This is a genomic window from Streptomyces lusitanus, from assembly GCF_042647945.1.
Lineage (GTDB): Bacteria > Actinomycetota > Actinomycetes > Streptomycetales > Streptomycetaceae > Streptomyces > Streptomyces pseudogriseolus.
In genome coordinates, this window is the sequence record NZ_JBHRWL010000019.1 from 1 (window position 1) to 16987 (window position 16987).

Sequence of the window (16987 nt, forward strand, 5' to 3'; positions counted from 1 at the left end):
AAACTCTCCGTGAATGTTTACCCGTAATCGGGTGACACATCACGAGAGCGGAACATCGGGAGGAATGGTCCCGACGTTCACAGCGTCCTCGCTGTGTTTTCTTCAAAGGAACCTCGACCATCCGGAGATCCGGACGGACGGGGTATCAACATATCTGGCGTTGACTTTTGGCACGCTGTTGAGTTCTCAAGGAACGGACGCTTCCTTTGTACTCACCCTCTCGGGCTTTCCTCCGGGCGCTTCCCTTCGGTCTTGCGTTTCCGACTCTATCAGTGTTTTTCCGGCCCTCTGACCACCGTTCCGCAGGCATGCGGAAGGAGATCCGAAGTGAGGATCTGACGAGTTGGATTGCTGCCGGGTCCTGGATGCGTGACTGCATCCCTCAGCCCCAGGCAGGTTTAAGACTGTACACGGGGTCGCAGACCGCGTGCAAATCGATTAGAGTGGGTGGTCTAGACCTCTTGTCTGGACCACGGATCTGGACCTGTCCCCCGGAACCGGTACGTCTCATGACATACCCTGCTGAACAGCACGCCGGAGACAGCCAGTGACGGCACTCGTACAGATCTCCATCTCTTGGGAGGCTTCCCATGACCACCGTGATGTCCCCGCTTGCAGGACGGGCCATCGGACTGGCGTCCGTGCCCGATCCCGTCTTCTCCGGGGCCATGGTCGGCCCGGGCACCGCGATCGACCCCGTGCGGGAGCCTTCCGAGGCCGTCTCCCCCGTCGACGGCGTGATCGTCTCTCTGCACCCGCACGCGTTCGTCGTCGTCGACGAGAGCGGGCACGGCGTGCTCACCCACCTCGGCATCGACACCGTCCAGCTCAACGGCGAGGGCTTCGAGCTGCTCGTCAACAAGGGGGACACCGTCACACGCGGGCAGAGCGTCGTGCGCTGGAACCCGGCCGCGGTCGAGGCCGCCGGCAAGTCCCCCGTGTGCCCGGTCGTGGCGCTGGAGGCCACGGCGGACGCCCTCTCCGAGCTGCGTGAAGAGGGCGACGTGAAGGCGGGCGACACGCTCTTCCTCTGGAAGTGACGTGACGCCGTCCCCGACGGCACAGAGATATCGGACGCTGCGGCGCGACCGCCGCTTTACCGGAGACGGGTGAGATGGAGACAACGCTGCGAGGCGTCGGCGTGAGCCACGGTGTGGCGATCGGCGAGGTTCGGCACATGGGCACGGCGGTGCTGGAGCCGCCGGCCAAGCAGATCCCGGCGGAGGAGGCGGAGCGCGAGCAGCAGCGCGCCCGTCAGGCCGTGGAGGCGGTCGCGGCCGATCTGACCGCGCGCGGGAACCTCGCCGGGGGCGAGGCGCAGGCGGTGCTCGAGGCGCAGGCCCTGATGGCGCAGGACCCCGAGCTGATGGCCGACGTGGACCGGCGGATCGCCGTGGGCAGCTCCGCGGAGCGCGCGGTCTACGACGCGTTCGCCGCGTACCGCGAGCTGCTGGCGAACGCCGGCGAGTACCTGGCCGGCCGGGTGGCCGACCTGGACGACGTGCGGAACCGCATCGTGGCGCGGCTGCTGGGCGTGCCGATGCCGGGTGTGCCGGACAGCGACGAGCCGTACGTGCTGGTGGCGCGGGATCTCGCGCCGGCGGACACGGCGCTGCTGGACCCCACGCTGGTGCTCGGGTTCGTGACCGAGGAGGGCGGGCCGACCAGTCACAGCGCGATCCTGGCGCGTGCGCTGGGTGTGCCGGCGGTCGTGGCCCTTCCGGGGGCCGGTGAGATCGTTGAGGGCACGTTGATAGCGGTCGACGGCAGCTCGGGCGAGATCTTCGTGAACCCGACCGAGGAGCGCCGGTCCGCTCTGGAGGCCGCGGCCGCCGAGCGGAAGGCCGCCCTCGCGGCGGCGACCGGGCCGGGTGCGACGGCCGACGGGCACAAGGTGCCGCTGCTCGCGAACATCGGCGGGCCGGCCGATGTGGCGGCGGCGGTCGAGGCGGGCGCCGAGGGCGTCGGTCTGTTCCGTACCGAGTTCTTGTTCCTGGACGACAGCAAGGCCGCTCCGTCCGAGGAGAAGCAGGTCGAGGCGTACCGGCAGGTGCTCGAGGCGTTTCCCGAGGGGCGTGTCGTGGTGCGCGTGCTGGACGCGGGCGCGGACAAGCCGCTGGACTTCCTCACGCCGGGCGACGAGCCGAACCCCGCGCTGGGCGTGCGGGGTCTGCGGACCCTGCTCGACCACCCGGACGTGCTGCGCACCCAGCTGACGGCGCTGGCGAAGGCCGCGGACGGGCTGCCGGTCCACCTCGAGGTGATGGCCCCGATGGTGGCGGACCGGGCCGACGCGAAGGCGTTCGCGGACGCGTGCCGGGAGGCGGGGCTGCGGGCGAAGTACGGCGCGATGGTCGAGATCCCCTCGGCCGCGCTGCGGGCGCGTTCGGTGCTTCAGGAGGTGGAGTTCCTGTCGCTGGGCACGAACGACCTCGCGCAGTACACGTTCGCCGCGGACCGTCAGGTGGGTGCGGTCTCCCGGCTTCAGGACCCGTGGCAGCCGGCGCTGCTCGACCTGGTGGCGCTGTCGGCCGAGGCGGCGCGTGCCGAGGGCAAGAGCTGCGGTGTGTGCGGTGAGGCGGCGTCGGATCCGCTGCTGGCGTGTGTGCTGACGGGGCTGGGTGTCACCTCCCTGTCGATGGGTGCGGCGTCGATTCCTTACGTGCGGGCGTCGCTGGCGAAGTTCACGCTGGCGCAGTGCGAGCGGGCGGCCGCGGCCGCCCGGGCCGCGGACAGCGCGGACGAGGCGCGGAACGCGGCGCAGGCGGTGCTGTCGGGCGAGTAGTCCTCGCCGGGTGACTACGGCCTTGTGCTCGGGGCGCTCCACTTCGGTGGGGCGCCCCTCGCGCTGTCCGGGTGCTGTCTAGGTCAGTGGTGGTGGTCCGGGCCGTGGTCGGTGTCCGTGAGGTCGGGTGACGCGCAGTAGTCGACGTTGGACTCGGGCGGGATGATCTCGCCGGTCTCGGTGTCGGTGCAGTAGGCGTCGAAGACCTCTCCCGCGGTGAGGGGGAGGAGTCCGTTGCTGCGGATGCGCCAACCGTGGATGCGGTCGGGTGCGCCCGGTGTGCTGGTGCGCATCACGAGGCCGCCGGGGCCGGCGGTGGCGAGGCCGACGGCCAGGACGGTGGTGAACTCCAGGGCTTCCGTCTCGTCGATGTGCACGCCGTCGTCGGTGTCGTCGGCGTGCAGCACGGCGACCAGGGATTCGGGGGGTCCCGAGACGCTGACGACGAGATGGCGGTGGCCCGGTGGCGCGGTGTCGAGGATGCGGGAGACGAGCCGGGAGGCGCGGGCGAAGGCCGCGTGTCCGAGGTCCTCGCCGCAGGAGGCGCAGGGGCCGAGGCGGGCGAGGAGCGTCGTGGCGTACTCCCAGGTGGCGCGGCGGACGGCCTCGTCGACGAGGGTGTTCATGAGGTCGGTCAGGGGCCGGCCGTCGTAGGGGACGGCGGGTCCGGTGGCCGCGCGGTCGGCGGTGAAGCGGGTGCGGCTGACGGGGTGGTCGGGGTCGAGGCCGTGGTGCGCGCACCAGTCGGCGTACTCCTCGGGGTCGAAGAGGGCCACCGTGGTGTGGCTGCCCTGGAGGGCGCGGGTGCGCAGCACGGCTTCGACGTGCTTCAGGTAGGTGGCGTGGTCGTCGAAGACGAAGCTGTCGTAGCGCCGCATGGCGCGGAAGTCGTGTTCGTCGGTGAGCACGCCGATGGTGCCGGCGATCTCGCGGCGCAGGGCGCGTCGCAGGGTCCGGTGGTCGGTGTACGCCATGTCTCCCCCTCTGCACGGTCGATCAATGCTCACTCACCGTAATCGGCGGCACTGACAACGGGTGCGGAGGGGGAGACGGCGGGGTGCCGGGTCAGGGGCGGGTGCGGGCCAGCTCCTGGTAGTGGGTGAGCAGGTCGAGGTTGTCGATGGAGCCCGGGTTGACGGCCTTCTCCAGCGGGGTGCCCTGGAGGAGTCGCTTGACCGGGACCTCGATGCGCTTGCCGGTGAGGGTGTGCGGGATGCCGGGCACCTCGATGATCTCGTCGGGGACGTGCCGGGGCGAGAGCTGGGTGCGGATGGTCTTCCTGATGCGGTCGGTCAGGTCGTCGTCGAGGGTGGCGCCGGGGGCCAGGTGGACGAAGAGGGGCATCCAGTAGCCGCCGTCGGGCTGTTCGATGCCGACGACCAGGGATTCCTTGATCTCGGGGAGGCGTTCGACGGCCTCGTAGATGTCGGCGGAGCCCATGCGGACGCCCTGGCGGTTGAGGGTGGAGTCGGAGCGGCCGTGGATGACGACGGAGCCGCGCGAGGTGAGGGTGATCCAGTCGCCGTGGCGCCAGACGCCGGGGTAGGTGTCGAAGTAGCTGTCGTGGTAGCGGCTGCCGTCGGGGTCGTTCCAGAAGCGGATCGGCATGGACGGCATGGGGTTGGTGACGACGAGTTCGCCGACCTCGTCGGTGAGGGGGTTGCCGCTGGGGTCCCAGGACCGGAGGTCGGTGCCGAGGCACGGGGCCTGGAGCTCGCCGACGTGGACGGGGAGGGTGGGGACGGCTCCGGCGAAGCAGGAGCAGACGTCGGTGCCGCCGCTGACGGAGGCGATCCACAGGTCGTCGCGGACCTCGTCGTGCAGCCAGCGGAAGCCGTCCGGCGGCAGCGGGGAGCCGGTGGTGGCCACGCACTTCACCGCGGACAGGTCGTGGTCGCGTGAGGGGTGGACGCCGGCCTTGCGGCAGGCCATGACGTAGGCGGCGGAGGTGCCGTAGAGGGTGGCGCCGGTGCGTTCGGCGATGCGCCACTGGGCGCCGGTGTCGGGGTGGCCGGGGCTGCCGTCGTAGAGGACGACGGTGGTGCCGGTGAGGAGGCCGGAGACGAGGAAGTTCCACATCATCCAGCCGGTGGAGGTGTACCAGAAGAAGCGGTCCTCGGGGCCGAGGTCGCAGTGCAGGCCGAGCTGTTTGAGGTGCTCGACGAGGATGCCGCCCTGGGACTGGACGATGGCCTTGGGGAGTCCGGTGGTGCCGGAGGAGTAGAGCACCCACAGGGGGTGGTCGAAGGGCACCTGTTCGAAGACGGGTGTGGTGTCGGCGGCGGTGAGGGCGGACCATTCCAGGGCGCCGTCGGGGGCGTCGGTGCCGAGCAGCGGGATGTGCACGACGGCGCGCAGGGTGGGCAGTTCGCGGCGGAGTTCGGCGACGATCTCGCGGCGGTCGTGTTCCTTGCCGCCGTAGCGGTAGCCGTCGACGGTGAACAGGACGACGGGTTCGACCTGCTGGAAGCGGTCGAGGACGCTGCGGGCGCCGAAGTCGGGGGCGCAGGAGGTCCACACGCCTCCGACGGCGGCCGTGGCGAGGAGGGCGACGGCGGCCTCGGGGATGTTCGGCAGGTAGCCGCTGACCCGGTCGCCGGGGCGGACGCCGAGCGCGCGCAGTTCGGCGGCGAGGGAGCCGACCTGGCGGCGCAGTTCACGCCAGGTGACGGGGCGGGGGTCGTGGGTCTCGTCCACGTGCAGGAGGGCCGGCTCGTCCGCGCGGGAGTCGGCGGCGCGCAGGGCGTGCTCGGCGTAGTTGAGGGTGGCTCCGGGGAACCACCGGGCGCCGGGCATGGAGCGGTCGCCGAGGACGCGCTCGTACGGTGTGGTGAAGCGGACGTCGAACCACTCGGTGACCGCTTTCCAGAAGGTCTCCAGCTCCTCGACGGACCACCGGTGGAGCGCCGCGTAGCCCCCGTCGGCGGGGGCGCCGTGGTGTTCGGCGGCCCAGGCCTGGAACCGGGTGATGCGGGCCTCGGCGATACGTTCCGGTGTCGGCTGCCAGAGCGGCTGAGGGTTCACGGTCGACATGGGGCGGCTCCCGGACTGTGCGCGTCGTGTGCGTCCTCCGCGCACGTGCTGGGGTGTGCGCGTGACGCGGCTGACAGGGACGATGCCACGTGATCGACTTCCGCACCAGGGTGACCCCCACATAGTCCCTGTCGTGAAGATGTGGTCCGATCACGGGTGAACGGGAGTTGAACGCCACGCTCGCGGGGCGCGGTCAATGGCAGGGTGAGCAACATGAACGGTCGTGACCTGGTGCGTTCGTGGTGGTCGGCAGGTGGGGCGGGAGCGGCGCGGGGGTTGCGTACCGTACGAGCAGCGTGGCGCAGGCGGGGTGCGGACGCCACCGGGCCGGGGCCGCGGGGGCCGGTGCGGGCGCGGGTGCCGGGGACCGTGCGGGAGGTGGAGCCGGGTCCGGGCGGGGGTGTGCTCCGGTTCGGCCGCTCGGAGCTGCGGATCCTCGTCGCGGTGAACGGCGCGGTGTTCTGGGGCTGGGACGGGGCGGGTCCTGAGCCGTCGTACGCGTTGGCGGGTGCGTGTCCCGAGCCTGATCCGCGGGCCGTGCTGGAGCCGGACACGGACGGCGGCTGGCGTGTGGTGGCCGAGCGGGTGACGGTCGTGGTGTCGCGGCACGGCGCGCTGGAGGTGCTGACGCCGGGTGGTGTGACGCTGCGGCGGGATCTGCCGCCGCGGTGGTGGGAGCCGGCGGACGGGGGCGGTCCGGCGCGGTGGATGCAGCGTGCCGAGGTGCCGGCGGACGCGCGCTTCTTCGGTCTGGGCGGCCGGGTGGAGGGGCCGCGGCTGCGGGACGGCGCCCACCGGTTGTGGAACGGCGTGGCCGGTCGGGGCGCCGCAGGGGCGGCGGGTGCGGCGCCGGTGACGATGCCCGTGCAGCTGGTGGTGGCCGACGCGGGCACGCATCTGGTGTTCGTCGACAACCCGTGGGACGGCACGGTGACGCTGCGGGAGGGCGCGGAGGGCGCCGGTTCCGGGCACGACCGGCTGGGCACGAGCGAGCTGCGCATGGAGGGCGGTCCGGTGCGCGGCTGGGTGGTGGTGGGGACGCCGGCGCGGGTGCTGCTGACGTGGGCGTCGCTGACCGGGGCGCCGGCGCTGCCGCCCGCGTGGGCGTTCGGCCATCACCATGTGCGGGAGGGCGCCGGCGGGGAGGACGAGGTGCGGCGGGTCGTCGCGGGGCACCAGGAGCGGGAGCTGCCGCTGGACGCGGTGCATCTGGGGGCCGGGCACCTCGACGGCCGCCGGGCGTTCACCGTCGACCAGGACCGCTTCCCGAAGCTGCCGGTGCTCGCGGACGAGCTGCGGCGGGAGGGGATACGGCTGGTGTCGGTGGTGCCTCCCGCGGTGCGTGTGGAGGGCGGGCCCGGCGAGGGGGCCTTCCCGGATCTCACCGACGCGCGCGTGCGGTACGCGGAGCAGGCGGCGCGGGGCTTCGCGGGGGTGTGGCACACGCTGGCCTCCTCCGCCCCGGTCGGGCGGGAGGCGCACAACGTGTCCGCGCTGTGCCTGGCCCGGGCCGCGTACGACGGGCTGCGGGACGAAGTGCCGTCCGGTGAGCGGCCGTTGCTGCTGTCGCGGTCCGGGTGGGCGGGGTCGCAGCGGTACGGCGGGGTGTGGTCGGGCGAGGGGGCCGCGGGGTGGCCCGGGCTGCGGGCCTCGCTCGCGCTGGTGCTGGGGCTCGGGCTGTGCGGTGTGCCGTTCTCCGGGCCGGACGTCGTCGGCGGCGACGGTAGGGACGGGTCGCCCGAACTGTATGTGCGGCGGCTTCAGTTGGCCGCCCATCTGCCGTTGCTGCGCACGACTGCGCAGGGCGCGGAGGGCGGGCTGTGGGAGCACGGGGCGGAGGTGCTGGGGCACGCGCGCGTGGCGCTCGGTGAGCGGCGGCGGCTGCTGCCGTACTTCGTGACGCTGGCCCATCTGGCGCGGCGGACGGGGGCGCCGATGGTGCGGCCGGTGTGGTGGGCGGCGCCGGAGGAGCGGGCGTTGCGGGACTGCGAGGACGCCTTCCTGCTGGGCGACGCGCTGCTGGTGGCGCCGGTGCTGGAGCCGGGCGCGGTCCGGCGGGAGGTGCGGCTGCCGCGCGGGCGGTGGTACGACACGGCGACGGGGCGGGCGTACGAGGGGCCGGCGAAGGTGCTGGTGGACGCGCCGCTGGAGCGGATACCGGTGTTCGCGCGGGCGGGTGCGGTGGTCCCGGTGTGCGGGGAGGACGGCGGGATCGAGCTGGAGGTGTGGGCGCCCGCTCCGGGCCGGAGCGGGGGCGGGCTGGTGGTGCCGGACGGCGGCGACGGCGCGGACGGACCGGAGGTCGAGCGGTACTCGGTGACCTGCGCGGGCCCGCGGATCGTCGTGCGGCGGGAGACGGAGGACGGCGTGCGGGAGCCGTCCCGGCCGGTACGCGTCCGCGGGCTCGGGAGGTCGGGCGGTCAGATGTAGCGGCCCTCGAAGAAGGCGCGGACCGCCACGGTGTGCAGAGGGAAGGCGAGGTCCTCGGGGCGGCGCAGCAGGTGCGTACCCTCGGTCTCGTCGGTGGGCGCGGAGGCGGGCAGGTCGGCCGCCGGGCGTTCGGGAAGCAGGCCGAACAGCAGCAGGTGGCCGTCGGGGGCGCTCATGGCGTCGACGAGCCGGACGTCGCGGCTCTCGGCGTCGAAACCGGTCTCCTCCTTGAGTTCGCGGACGACGGCCTGGCGCCAGTCCTCGCCGTGGTCGATGTAGCCGCCGGGCAGGGCGGTGCCGCCCTTGGCGGGCGGGATGGCCCGGGTGACGACGACCAGGGCGGTGCCCTGGGTGTCGTACACGGGCTGGAGGGCCACGGCGACGGGGAGGGGGTTGCGGTAGGCGACGGCGCCGCAGGCGGGGCAGGTGCGCGGCCAGCCGGAGACGCCCTCTCCGTAGGGCGCGCCGCAGGACGAACAGTGGCTGCCCGCCGCGGAGTTGGGAACGTGAGTATCGGACACGCGCGGGACTGTATCCGATGGCGGAAGGGGCGTCTCCGGTAGGGCGGGTTCAGTGGTGGCCGGCGAGGGACCTGCGGGCCACGGGGAAGTCGAAGTAGGTGTCCGGGTAGGCCTCGGGCTTGAAGGTGTAGTGCCACCACTCCTCGGCGAGGTTGACGAAGCCGAGGTCCTCCAGGGTGGTCTTGAGCAGCATCCGGTTGGCGCGCTGCACCCCGGTGATCCGCGGGTCGAGGGTGTGGCTGAGGGTGTCGAAGCAGTCGTAACCGGTGCCCATGTCCACGGAGTTGTCGGGGAAACGTTCGTCCTTCGGCGCGAAGCAGGGGGTGAGCGGCTCGCCCGGGTGGTACGGCCGGGTGGGGCGGGCGGGGAGCTTCACGAGGGTGAGGTCGACCGTGGAGCCGCGGCTGTGGCCGGACTTCTCCGCGATGTACCCGTCGGCGAACAGGCGGGTCTTGTCGACGTTCGGGTAGAACTCGCCCTTCATGGTCTGGTCGTCGAGGTCCTCGGCCCAGCGCACGAAGTGGTCGACGGCGCGCTGGGGGCGGTAGCAGTCGTACACCTTGAGGGAGTAGCCCCGCGGCAGCAGCCGGCGCTGGGCCGTGCGGAGGGCCTCGGCGGCGGGGCGGGTGAGGATGCACAGGGGCTGCTTGTAGCCGTCGACCGGTGAGCCGACGAAGTTGTGCGGGGTGACGTAGCGGATCTCGTGCAGGATCGTCGGGTCGACGCTGTGGAGGGCCACGAAGTCGCGGGGCGCCTTGGGTTCGGGGGTCGCCCGGGCTGGTGCGGCCGCCGCGGTCGCGGTGAGCAGGGCGGCGAGGGCGGTGACCAGGGCGCGTACCGCGCGCGGAGAACGTGTCATGTCCCCTGCATCTATCAGACGGGGGCGGTCGCGCGGAAGCAGGCGCCCCGACCCGTTCTGTCACCGACCTTGACGCTTCCTGACCACCGGTGAACACTTCCGGTGTCAGTCGACATCGCCGTACATCTCGGCGCATTCTGGCGCGCCACGGCAGGCGTCCCACCGACGCCAGGACTCCCCCACGGGCGATGCGGCTGCGACGGCACGCTCGTCACGGACGCCGGGCGGGGCGCGGATCCTCCCTGCCCTCGGCTGACGTCACGCCACGGGAAACGGGAAACGCACCCTGCACGTGAGGTCCGGGGCCGACCGTCCTGGGCCCCGGCCCAGGAGCCGCCATGAGCAACGGAGACATATTCGTCGGCGAGGTCATCGGCACCGCCATCCTCATCCTCTTCGGCGCCGGCGTGGTCGCCGCCGTCGTCCTCAACTACTCGAAGGCGAAGGACGCCGGCTGGGTGGTCATCGCGTTCGGCTGGGGCTTCGGCGTGATGGCCGGGGCGTACACCGCGGCCCCGCTGTCCGGGGGCCACCTCAACCCGGCGGTCACCCTCGGGATCGCCATCGACACCGGCGAGTGGGACAAGGTCCACATCTACGTGGCCGGGCAGATGGTCGGCGCCATGCTGGGCGCCGTGCTGTGCTGGCTGGTCTACTACGCGCAGTTCGAGGCCAACGCCGAGGAGGACATCTCCCAGCCGACGCTCGGCGTCTTCTCCACCATCCCCGCGATCCGCCGCCCGGTCGCCAACCTCGTCACCGAGATCATCGCGACCATGGGACTGGTGCTGCCGATCCTGGCGTTCGGGCTCACCGAAGGGCTCGGCGAGTCGGGCACCGCGATCCTCATCGTGTCGTTCCTGGTGGTCGGTATCGGCCTGTCGCTCGGCGGCCCCACCGGATACGCCATCAACCCGGCCCGTGACCTCGGCCCGCGCATCGTGCACGCGCTGCTCCCGATCCCCCGCAAGGGCACCTCGGACTGGGGGTACGCCTGGGTCCCCGTGGTGGGGCCGCTCATCGGCGGGGCGCTGTCCGGACTCGTGTTCAACGCAGCCTTCTGACTCCGCAGAACCGACGAAGGGGACGTCATGACGGACAAGTTCGTCGCCGCGATCGACCAGGGCACCACCTCCAGCCGCTGCATCGTCTTCAATCAGCACGGCGCGATCGTCGCCGTCGACCAGCGCGAGCACCGCCAGATCTTCCCGAAGCCGGGCTGGGTGGAGCACGACGCCACGGAGATCTGGTCCAAGGTGCAGGCCGTGGTGGCCGGCGCGCTCGCCAAGGCGGGCCTGCGCGCCGATCAGCTCAGCGCGCTGGGCATCACCAACCAGCGTGAGACGACGGTCCTGTGGGACCGCTCCACGGGCAAGCCCGTGCACAACGCCATCGTGTGGCAGGACACCAGGACCGCCGGGCTCTGCGCCCAGCTCGGCGGCTCCGACGGGCAGGACCGGTTCCGCGACCGCACAGGGCTGCCGCTGGCCAGCTACTTCTCCGGTCCCAAGGCGGCCTGGCTGCTGGACCACGTGCCCGGGCTGCGGGCCCGCGCGGAGAACGGCGACATCGCCTTCGGCACCATCGACTCCTGGCTGATCTGGAACCTCACCGGCGGCACCGACGGCGGACGGCACGTCACCGACGTGACCAACGCCGGGCGGACCATGCTGATGAACCTGGAGACCCTCCAGTGGGACCCGTCCATCCTGGACGCGATGAACGTCCCGGAGGCCGTGCTCCCGGAGATCAGGTCCTCCGCCGAGGTCTACGGCACCGCCGTGGGCCAGCTCGGCGGAGTGCCCGTGGCCTCCGCGCTGGGCGACCAGCAGGCCGCGGTCTTCGGCCAGGCCTGCTACGACGTCGGCACCGCCAAGAACACCTACGGCACCGGGAGTTTCCTGCTGCTCAACACCGGTGAGAGGCCCGTGCCGTCGAAGCACGGGCTGCTCACCACCATGGGCTACAAGATCGGCGACGAGGCGCCCGTCTACTGCCTGGAGGGCTCGATCGCCATCACGGGCGCCCTGGTGCAGTGGTTCCGCGACCAGCTCGGCATCATCCGCACCGCGGACGAGATCGAGCCGCTCGCGGCGAGCGTGGAGGACAACGGCGGCGCGTACATCGTGCCCGCGTTCTCCGGCCTCTTCGCCCCGTACTGGCGCTCCGACGCGCGCGGTGCGGTCACGGGCCTGACCCGTTACGTCACCAAGGCGCACCTGGCGCGGGCGGTGCTGGAGGCGACGAGCTGGCAGACGCGTGAGGTCGTCGACGCCATGTACCAGGACTCCGGGGTGCGCATCACCACCCTGAAGGTCGACGGCGGCATGACGAAGAACGGCCTGCTGATGCAGCACCAGGCGGACGTGCTGGGGGTGCCGGTGATCAGGCCCCGGGTGTCGGAGACGACCTGTCTGGGCGCCGCCTACGCGGCAGGACTCGCCACGGGCGTGTGGAACGGCCTGGACGAGCTCAAGTCTCACTGGCAGAAGGACGCCGAGTGGACGCCCGCCATGTCGTCGTCCGTGCGGGACCGCGAGTACCGCAACTGGCGCAAGGCGGTGGAGAAGAGCCTCGGCTGGGTCGAGGAGGGCGAGGACTGAGCTGTGCGCGACGGACGGATCACCACGCGCGCGTGGTGATCCGTCCGTCGTGCGGCGGCTCGTGCCCCGGTCGGCGGGAGCACGGGCCGCGTCGGCCCGGCCGCCCTCAGGTGGTGACCGCGCTGCGCCTCCGGGCGGCCTGTGTCATGGCGTGCTGGACGACGCCCACCAGAACCTCCTTGACGGACTCGCGGTCGCGCGCGTCGCACAGCACCAGCGGCACGTCGTCGTCCAGGTCGAGGGCCTGCCGTACCGCGTCCTCCGGGTAACGGGCCGAGCCGTCGAAGCAGTTGACGCCGACCACGAACGGGATGGCGCGCCGCTCGAAGTAGTCGACGGCGGCGAAGCAGTCCTCCAGGCGCCGCGTGTCGGCGAGGACGACCGCGCCGAGCGCACCCTCGGACAGCTCGTCCCACATGAACCAGAACCGCTCCTGGCCGGGCGTGCCGAACAGGTACAGCACCAGGTCCTCGCGCAGGGTGATGCGCCCGAAGTCCATGGCCACCGTGGTGGTGCTCTTCGCCTCGACGCCGCTGGTGTCGTCGACGGGCCGCCCGGCCTCGGTGAGGAGCTCCTCGGTGCGCAGCGGCCTGATCTCGCTGACCGCGCCGACAAGCGTGGTCTTGCCCACGCCGAAGCCGCCGGCCACCAGGATCTTGAGCGTGACCGGCTCGACCGGGGGCTTGCCGCGCTCAGAACGCCCGAAGATCATCGGTCTCTTCTCCTGCTCGATGGTGGTCGGGCGGCGGGCCGTATCCCCCGCCGCCGGGGGTTTCGATGACGAGGACGTCGCCGGGGCCGACGTCCGCCGAGTCGCTGCCGGCGAGCCCGGTGACCGTGCCGTCGGCCCGTTCGATCCGGTTGACGCCCGTCGCGCCGGGGGCCCCGCCCGCCATGCCGTAGGGCGGCACCCGGCGGTGCTGGGACAGCGTGGAGACCGTCATGGGCTCCAGGAAGCGGATGCGGCGCACGGCTCCGTCGCCGCCGCGCCACCGCCCTGCGCCGCCGCTGCCCCGGCGCACGGCGAACTCCTCGAGCCGGACCGGCAGCCGCCACTCCAGGATCTCCGGGTCGGTGAGCCGGGAGTTGGTCATGTGGGTCTGGACGACGGACGCACCGGGGTGTCCGTCCCCGGCGCCGGAGCCGGACGCCACCGTCTCGTAGTACTGGTGGCGGGCGTTGCCGAAGGTCACGTTGTTCATGGTGCCGGACCCCTCGGCCTGGACGCCGAGCGCCGCGTAGAGGGCGCCGGTGACGGCCTGTGAGGTCTCGACGTTGCCCGCGACGACGGCGGCCGGGGGCTCGGGCGCCAGCATGGATCCGGGCGGGACGACGATGCGCAGCGGCCGCAGACAGCCGTCGTTGAGCGGGATGTCGTCGGCGACCAGGGTGCGGAAGACGTACAGGACGGCCGCGTTGACGACGGAGAAGGGGGCGTTGAAGTTGGTGGCGAGCTGCGGGGACGTGCCGGTGAAGTCGATGGTGGCGGAGCGGGCGGCGCGGTCCACGCTCACCTTGACGCGGATGACGGCGCCCGAGTCGGTCTCGTAGGCGTACTCGCCGTCGTCCAGGGCGTCGACGACGCGGCGCACCGCCTCCTCGGCGTTGTCCTGCACGTGCCGCATGTAGGCCTGGACGACGTCGAGTCCGTAGGTGTCGATCATGCGGCCGACCTCTTCGACGCCCTTGTGGTTGGCGGCGATCTGGGCGCGCAGGTCGGCGAGGTTGGTCGCCGGGTTGCGGGAGGGGTGGGGCGCCTCGGTGAGCAGGCGGAGGGTCTCCTCCTCGCGGAACCGGCCGTTCTCGGTGAGCAGCCAGTTGTCGAAGAGGACGCCCTCTTCGTCGATGGTGCGGCTGTTCGCGGGCATGGAGCCGGGGGCGATGCCGCCGATCTCGGCGTGGTGGCCGCGGGAGGCGACGTAGAAGAGGACCTCCGGTTCGCCTTCCGTGCCGAAGACGGGGGTGATGACGGTGACGTCGGGCAGGTGGGTGCCGCCGTGGTACGGGTCGTTGACGGCGTAGGTGTCGCCGGGGCGCATGGAGGCGCCGCGCCGCCGGATGACCTCCTTGACGCTGGTGCCCATCGAGCCCAGGTGGACGGGGATGTGCGGGGCGTTGGCGACCAGGTTCCCGTCTGGGTCGAAGAGGGCGCAGGAGAAGTCCAGGCGTTCCTTGATGTTGACGGACTGGGCGGTGGACTCCAGGCGGGCGCCCATCTGTTCGGCGATGGACATGAAGAGGTTGTTGAAGATCTCCAGCAGGACCGGGTCGGCCTCCGTGTCGACGTCGGAACCCCGGGTGACCGCGACGCGTTCCATGACCAGGTGTCCGTCGCCGGTGGTCGCGGCCCGCCAGCCGTCGTCGACGACGGTCGTGGAGCCGTCCTCGGCGATGATCGCGGGGCCGGTGACGGTCTCGCCGGGAGAAAGGTCCTCGCGGCGGTGGAGGGGGACGTCGCGCCAGGCGCCGCCGGTGTGGAGGCGGACGGTGACGGGTGCGGCGGGCCGGCCCGACCAGGGGGCGAGGGCGGACAGATCGGGGGGTTCGGTGGTGCCGGTGGCCTCGACGGACAGGGCCTCGACGACGATCGGGCGGTCGAGGGTGAAGGAGTAGGTGGCGCGGTGCCGGTCCTCGAAGGCGCGCCGCATGGTGTCCGGGTCGGTGAGGCGGACGGTGAGGGCGGTGTCGGTGCCGTCGTAGCGCAGCTGCGCGCGACGGGTGACCTCGACGCGCTCCTCGGGGACGCCCTCGGCGAGGAGTTCGGCGCTGGCCGCCGCCTCCAGTTCGTCGGCGAGGCCGTGGACGCCGGGCATGGCGGCGGGTTCCAGCGGGGCCTCGACGGAGCGTTCCCGCATGGCCGTGGTGTCGGCGAGGCCGATGCCGAGGGCGGACAGCACGCCCGCCATGGGCGGCACGAGGACGGTGCGGATGCCGAGGGAGTCGGCGACCATGCACGCGTGCTGGCCGCCGGCTCCGCCGAAGGTGGTGAGGGCGTACCGGGTGATGTCGTGGCCCTTCTGCACGGAGATCCGCTTGACCGCGGCCGCGATGTTCGCGACGGCGATCTGGAGATAGCCCTCGGCGACCTGTTCGGGGGTGCGGTCGTCGCCGGTGCTCTCATGGATCTCGCGGGCGAGGGCGGTGAAGCGTGCGCGGACCACGTCCGCGTCCAGCGGCTGGTCGCCGCCGGGGCCGAACACGGCCGGGAAGTGGTCCGGTTGGATGCGGCCGAGCATGACGTTGGCGTCGGTGACGGCGAGCGGGCCGCCGCGCCGGTAGCAGGCGGGGCCGGGGTCCGCGCCGGCCGAGTCGGGTCCGACGCGGTAGCGGGAGCCGTCGAAGTGCAGGACGGAGCCGCCGCCGGCGGCGACGGTGTGGATGTCGAGCATCGGCGCGCGCAGCCGCACCCCGGCGATCCGCGTGGTGAAGACGCGCTCGTACTCGCCGGCGTAGTGGGAGACGTCGGTGGAGGTGCCGCCCATGTCGAAGCCGATGACCCGGTCGAAGCCGGCGAGCTTCGACATGCGGGCCATGCCGACGATCCCGCCGGCCGGCCCGGACAGGACGGCGTCCTTGCCGCGGAACTGCCGGGCCTCGGTGAGCCCGCCGTTGGACTGCATGAACATCAGCCGTACGCCTTCGAGCGCGTCGGCGACCTGCCGCACGTAGCGGCGCAGCACGGGTGAGAGGTAGGCGTCGACGACGGCGGTGTCCCCGCGTGGCACCAGCTTCATCAGCGGGCTGACCTCGCTGGACAGGGAGATCTGGGGGAAGCCGGTGCGGGCGGCGAGTTCCCCGACGGCCTGTTCGTGGGCGGGGTGACGGTCGCTGTGCAGGCAGACCACGGCGACGGCCCGGATCCCGTCGTCGTACGCCTGCCGCAGCGGGCCTTCGAGGGCGTCGAGGTCGGGGGCGCGCAGCACGGTGCCGTCGGCGGCGACGCGTTCGTCCACCTCGATCACCCGCTCGTGGAGCGGTAACGGCAGGTCGATGCGGCGCGCGAAGATGTGCGGCCGGTTCTGGTAGGCGATGCGCAGGGCGTCGCGGAAGCCGCGGGTGACGACCAGCAGGGTGCGCTCGCCCTTGCGTTCTAGGAGGGCGTTGGTGGCGACGGTGGTGCCCATGCGGACTACGCCGACAGAGGCGACGGGGTCGCCGGACCCGTCGAGCAGCGCGCGGACGCCGAGGACCGCCGCGTCGGCGCCGGGCGGGCCGGAGCGGTCCGGGTCCGGGTTGTCGGAGAGGACCTTGCGGGTGATCAGCCGGCCGTCGGGGCGGCGCGCGACGATGTCGGTGAAGGTGCCGCCTCGGTCGACCCAGAACTGCCAGCCTGTCACGTCACTACCCGCTTCCGCGCCGGTCACAGCGCCCGGAGGCCGTTGATCACGTCGCGCAGAATACTCTCGTCCGGCAGCTCGGCCGGGGGGACCGGCCGGTTCACATGGACGAGTTCGGCGTCCACGAGATCGCCCACGAGGACCCGGACCACCCCCACCGGCAGGTCAAGCCCGGCGCCGAGTTCGGCGACCGTCTGCGGGGTCTCGCGGCACAGCGCGACGATGTCGACGTGCTCCGGGGAGAGGGAGGGGTCGTCCTCGGCGTCGTCCGCGTGCGGCTCCGCGACGACCACGGCGATCAGGTCGAGGCGGTGCTGGGCCGCACTGGTGGTGCGGCCCCGCGTCATGGCGTACGGACGGACGACCGGTCCGGCCTCGTCGTCGAACCAGTGGCTGCTGCCCTGACCGTGATCGCTCAT

General features: G+C 72.3%; 12 protein-coding genes. 5 read left to right on the forward strand and 7 right to left on the reverse strand.

The window, feature by feature from the left end:
* Positions 1-590 precede the first annotated feature (590 nt).
* Together ACFOSY_RS25460 and ptsP are read left to right on the forward strand one after the other, a co-directional pair.
* A complete protein-coding gene (locus ACFOSY_RS25460) occupies positions 591-1040 on the forward strand; it encodes a PTS sugar transporter subunit IIA (RefSeq protein ID WP_394310916.1) in 450 nt (149 codons plus the stop codon).
* A 74-nt stretch (positions 1041-1114) separates the two neighbouring features.
* Positions 1115-2785, forward strand: a complete 1671-nt coding sequence (gene ptsP, locus ACFOSY_RS25465; protein WP_394310917.1) for a phosphoenolpyruvate--protein phosphotransferase — start codon at positions 1115-1117, stop codon at positions 2783-2785.
* Between the two features lie 83 nt (positions 2786-2868).
* On the opposite strand, the gene ACFOSY_RS25470 is transcribed toward ptsP, so the two are convergent.
* The gene (locus tag ACFOSY_RS25470) at positions 2869-3759 is read right to left on the reverse strand and encodes a hypothetical protein (protein ID WP_394310918.1); all 891 of its coding nucleotides are present in this window, start codon (positions 3757-3759) and stop codon (positions 2869-2871) included.
* A 91-nt stretch (positions 3760-3850) separates the two neighbouring features.
* Positions 3851-5818, reverse strand: coding sequence for an acetoacetate--CoA ligase (locus ACFOSY_RS25475; protein ID WP_394310920.1), 1968 nt, complete (start codon positions 5816-5818; stop codon positions 3851-3853).
* A 213-nt stretch (positions 5819-6031) separates the two neighbouring features.
* On the opposite strand from ACFOSY_RS25475, the gene ACFOSY_RS25480 reads away from it, so the two are divergent.
* Positions 6032-8248, forward strand: coding sequence for a glycoside hydrolase family 31 protein (locus ACFOSY_RS25480; protein WP_394310922.1), 2217 nt, complete (start codon positions 6032-6034; stop codon positions 8246-8248).
* Here the strand turns inward: ACFOSY_RS25480 and ACFOSY_RS25485 are convergent.
* Together ACFOSY_RS25485 and ACFOSY_RS25490 are read right to left on the reverse strand one after the other, a co-directional pair.
* Positions 8239-8769 carry an NUDIX domain-containing protein gene (locus ACFOSY_RS25485; RefSeq protein ID WP_394310923.1) on the reverse strand — a complete coding sequence of 177 codons (531 nt, stop codon included), beginning with the start codon at positions 8767-8769 and terminating at the stop codon, positions 8239-8241. The two genes, ACFOSY_RS25480 and ACFOSY_RS25485, sit on opposite strands and share 10 nt — an antisense overlap.
* Positions 8770-8818: 49 nt before the next feature.
* Complete coding sequence (locus tag ACFOSY_RS25490; protein ID WP_394310926.1) at positions 8819-9628, reverse strand: M15 family metallopeptidase; 810 nt, start codon at positions 9626-9628, stop codon at positions 8819-8821.
* Positions 9629-9966: 338 nt separating this feature from the next.
* Here ACFOSY_RS25490 and ACFOSY_RS25495 point away from each other — a divergent pair, with 338 nt between their 5' ends.
* Both ACFOSY_RS25495 and glpK read left to right on the forward strand, forming a co-directional pair.
* On the forward strand, positions 9967-10692 hold the full coding sequence (locus tag ACFOSY_RS25495; RefSeq protein WP_394310928.1) for an MIP/aquaporin family protein: 726 nt from the start codon (positions 9967-9969) through the stop codon (positions 10690-10692).
* Between the two features lie 27 nt (positions 10693-10719).
* Positions 10720-12231, forward strand: a complete 1512-nt coding sequence (glpK, locus tag ACFOSY_RS25500; RefSeq protein ID WP_394310930.1) for a glycerol kinase GlpK — start codon at positions 10720-10722, stop codon at positions 12229-12231.
* Between the two features lie 106 nt (positions 12232-12337).
* Here the strand turns inward: glpK and ACFOSY_RS25505 are convergent, their stop codons facing one another.
* Genes ACFOSY_RS25505 through ACFOSY_RS25515 form a run of 3 tightly spaced genes read right to left on the reverse strand, consistent with a single transcriptional unit; the run spans position 12338 to position 16987 of the window.
* A complete protein-coding gene (locus ACFOSY_RS25505; protein ID WP_394310932.1) occupies positions 12338-12943 on the reverse strand; it encodes a GTP-binding protein in 606 nt (201 codons plus the stop codon).
* The gene (locus ACFOSY_RS25510) at positions 12924-16568 is read right to left on the reverse strand and encodes a hydantoinase B/oxoprolinase family protein (RefSeq protein WP_394310935.1); all 3645 of its coding nucleotides are present in this window, start codon (positions 16566-16568) and stop codon (positions 12924-12926) included. Before ACFOSY_RS25510 ends, ACFOSY_RS25505 begins: the two co-directional genes overlap by 20 nt.
* A 23-nt stretch (positions 16569-16591) precedes the next feature.
* A complete protein-coding gene (locus tag ACFOSY_RS25515; RefSeq protein WP_394310937.1) occupies positions 16592-16987 on the reverse strand; it encodes a DUF742 domain-containing protein in 396 nt (131 codons plus the stop codon).

What these genes read in the sequence shown, in the direction of transcription:
- ACFOSY_RS25515 (WP_394310937.1), bottom strand. Translation starts at nt 16,987, where the DNA reads ATGAGCGATCACGGTCAGGGCAGCAGCCACTGGTTCGACGACGAGGCC.
- ACFOSY_RS25505 (WP_394310932.1), bottom strand. Translation starts at nt 12,943, where the DNA reads ATGATCTTCGGGCGTTCTGAGCGCGGCAAGCCCCCGGTCGAGCCGGTC.
- ACFOSY_RS25470 (WP_394310918.1), bottom strand. Translation starts at nt 3,759, where the DNA reads ATGGCGTACACCGACCACCGGACCCTGCGACGCGCCCTGCGCCGCGAG.
- glpK (WP_394310930.1), top strand. Translation starts at nt 10,720, where the DNA reads ATGACGGACAAGTTCGTCGCCGCGATCGACCAGGGCACCACCTCCAGC.
- ACFOSY_RS25490 (WP_394310926.1), bottom strand. Translation starts at nt 9,628, where the DNA reads ATGACACGTTCTCCGCGCGCGGTACGCGCCCTGGTCACCGCCCTCGCC.
- ACFOSY_RS25460 (WP_394310916.1), top strand. Translation starts at nt 591, where the DNA reads ATGACCACCGTGATGTCCCCGCTTGCAGGACGGGCCATCGGACTGGCG.
- ACFOSY_RS25480 (WP_394310922.1), top strand. Translation starts at nt 6,032, where the DNA reads ATGAACGGTCGTGACCTGGTGCGTTCGTGGTGGTCGGCAGGTGGGGCG.
- ACFOSY_RS25495 (WP_394310928.1), top strand. Translation starts at nt 9,967, where the DNA reads ATGAGCAACGGAGACATATTCGTCGGCGAGGTCATCGGCACCGCCATC.
- ACFOSY_RS25475 (WP_394310920.1), bottom strand. Translation starts at nt 5,818, where the DNA reads ATGTCGACCGTGAACCCTCAGCCGCTCTGGCAGCCGACACCGGAACGT.
- ptsP (WP_394310917.1), top strand. Translation starts at nt 1,115, where the DNA reads ATGGAGACAACGCTGCGAGGCGTCGGCGTGAGCCACGGTGTGGCGATC.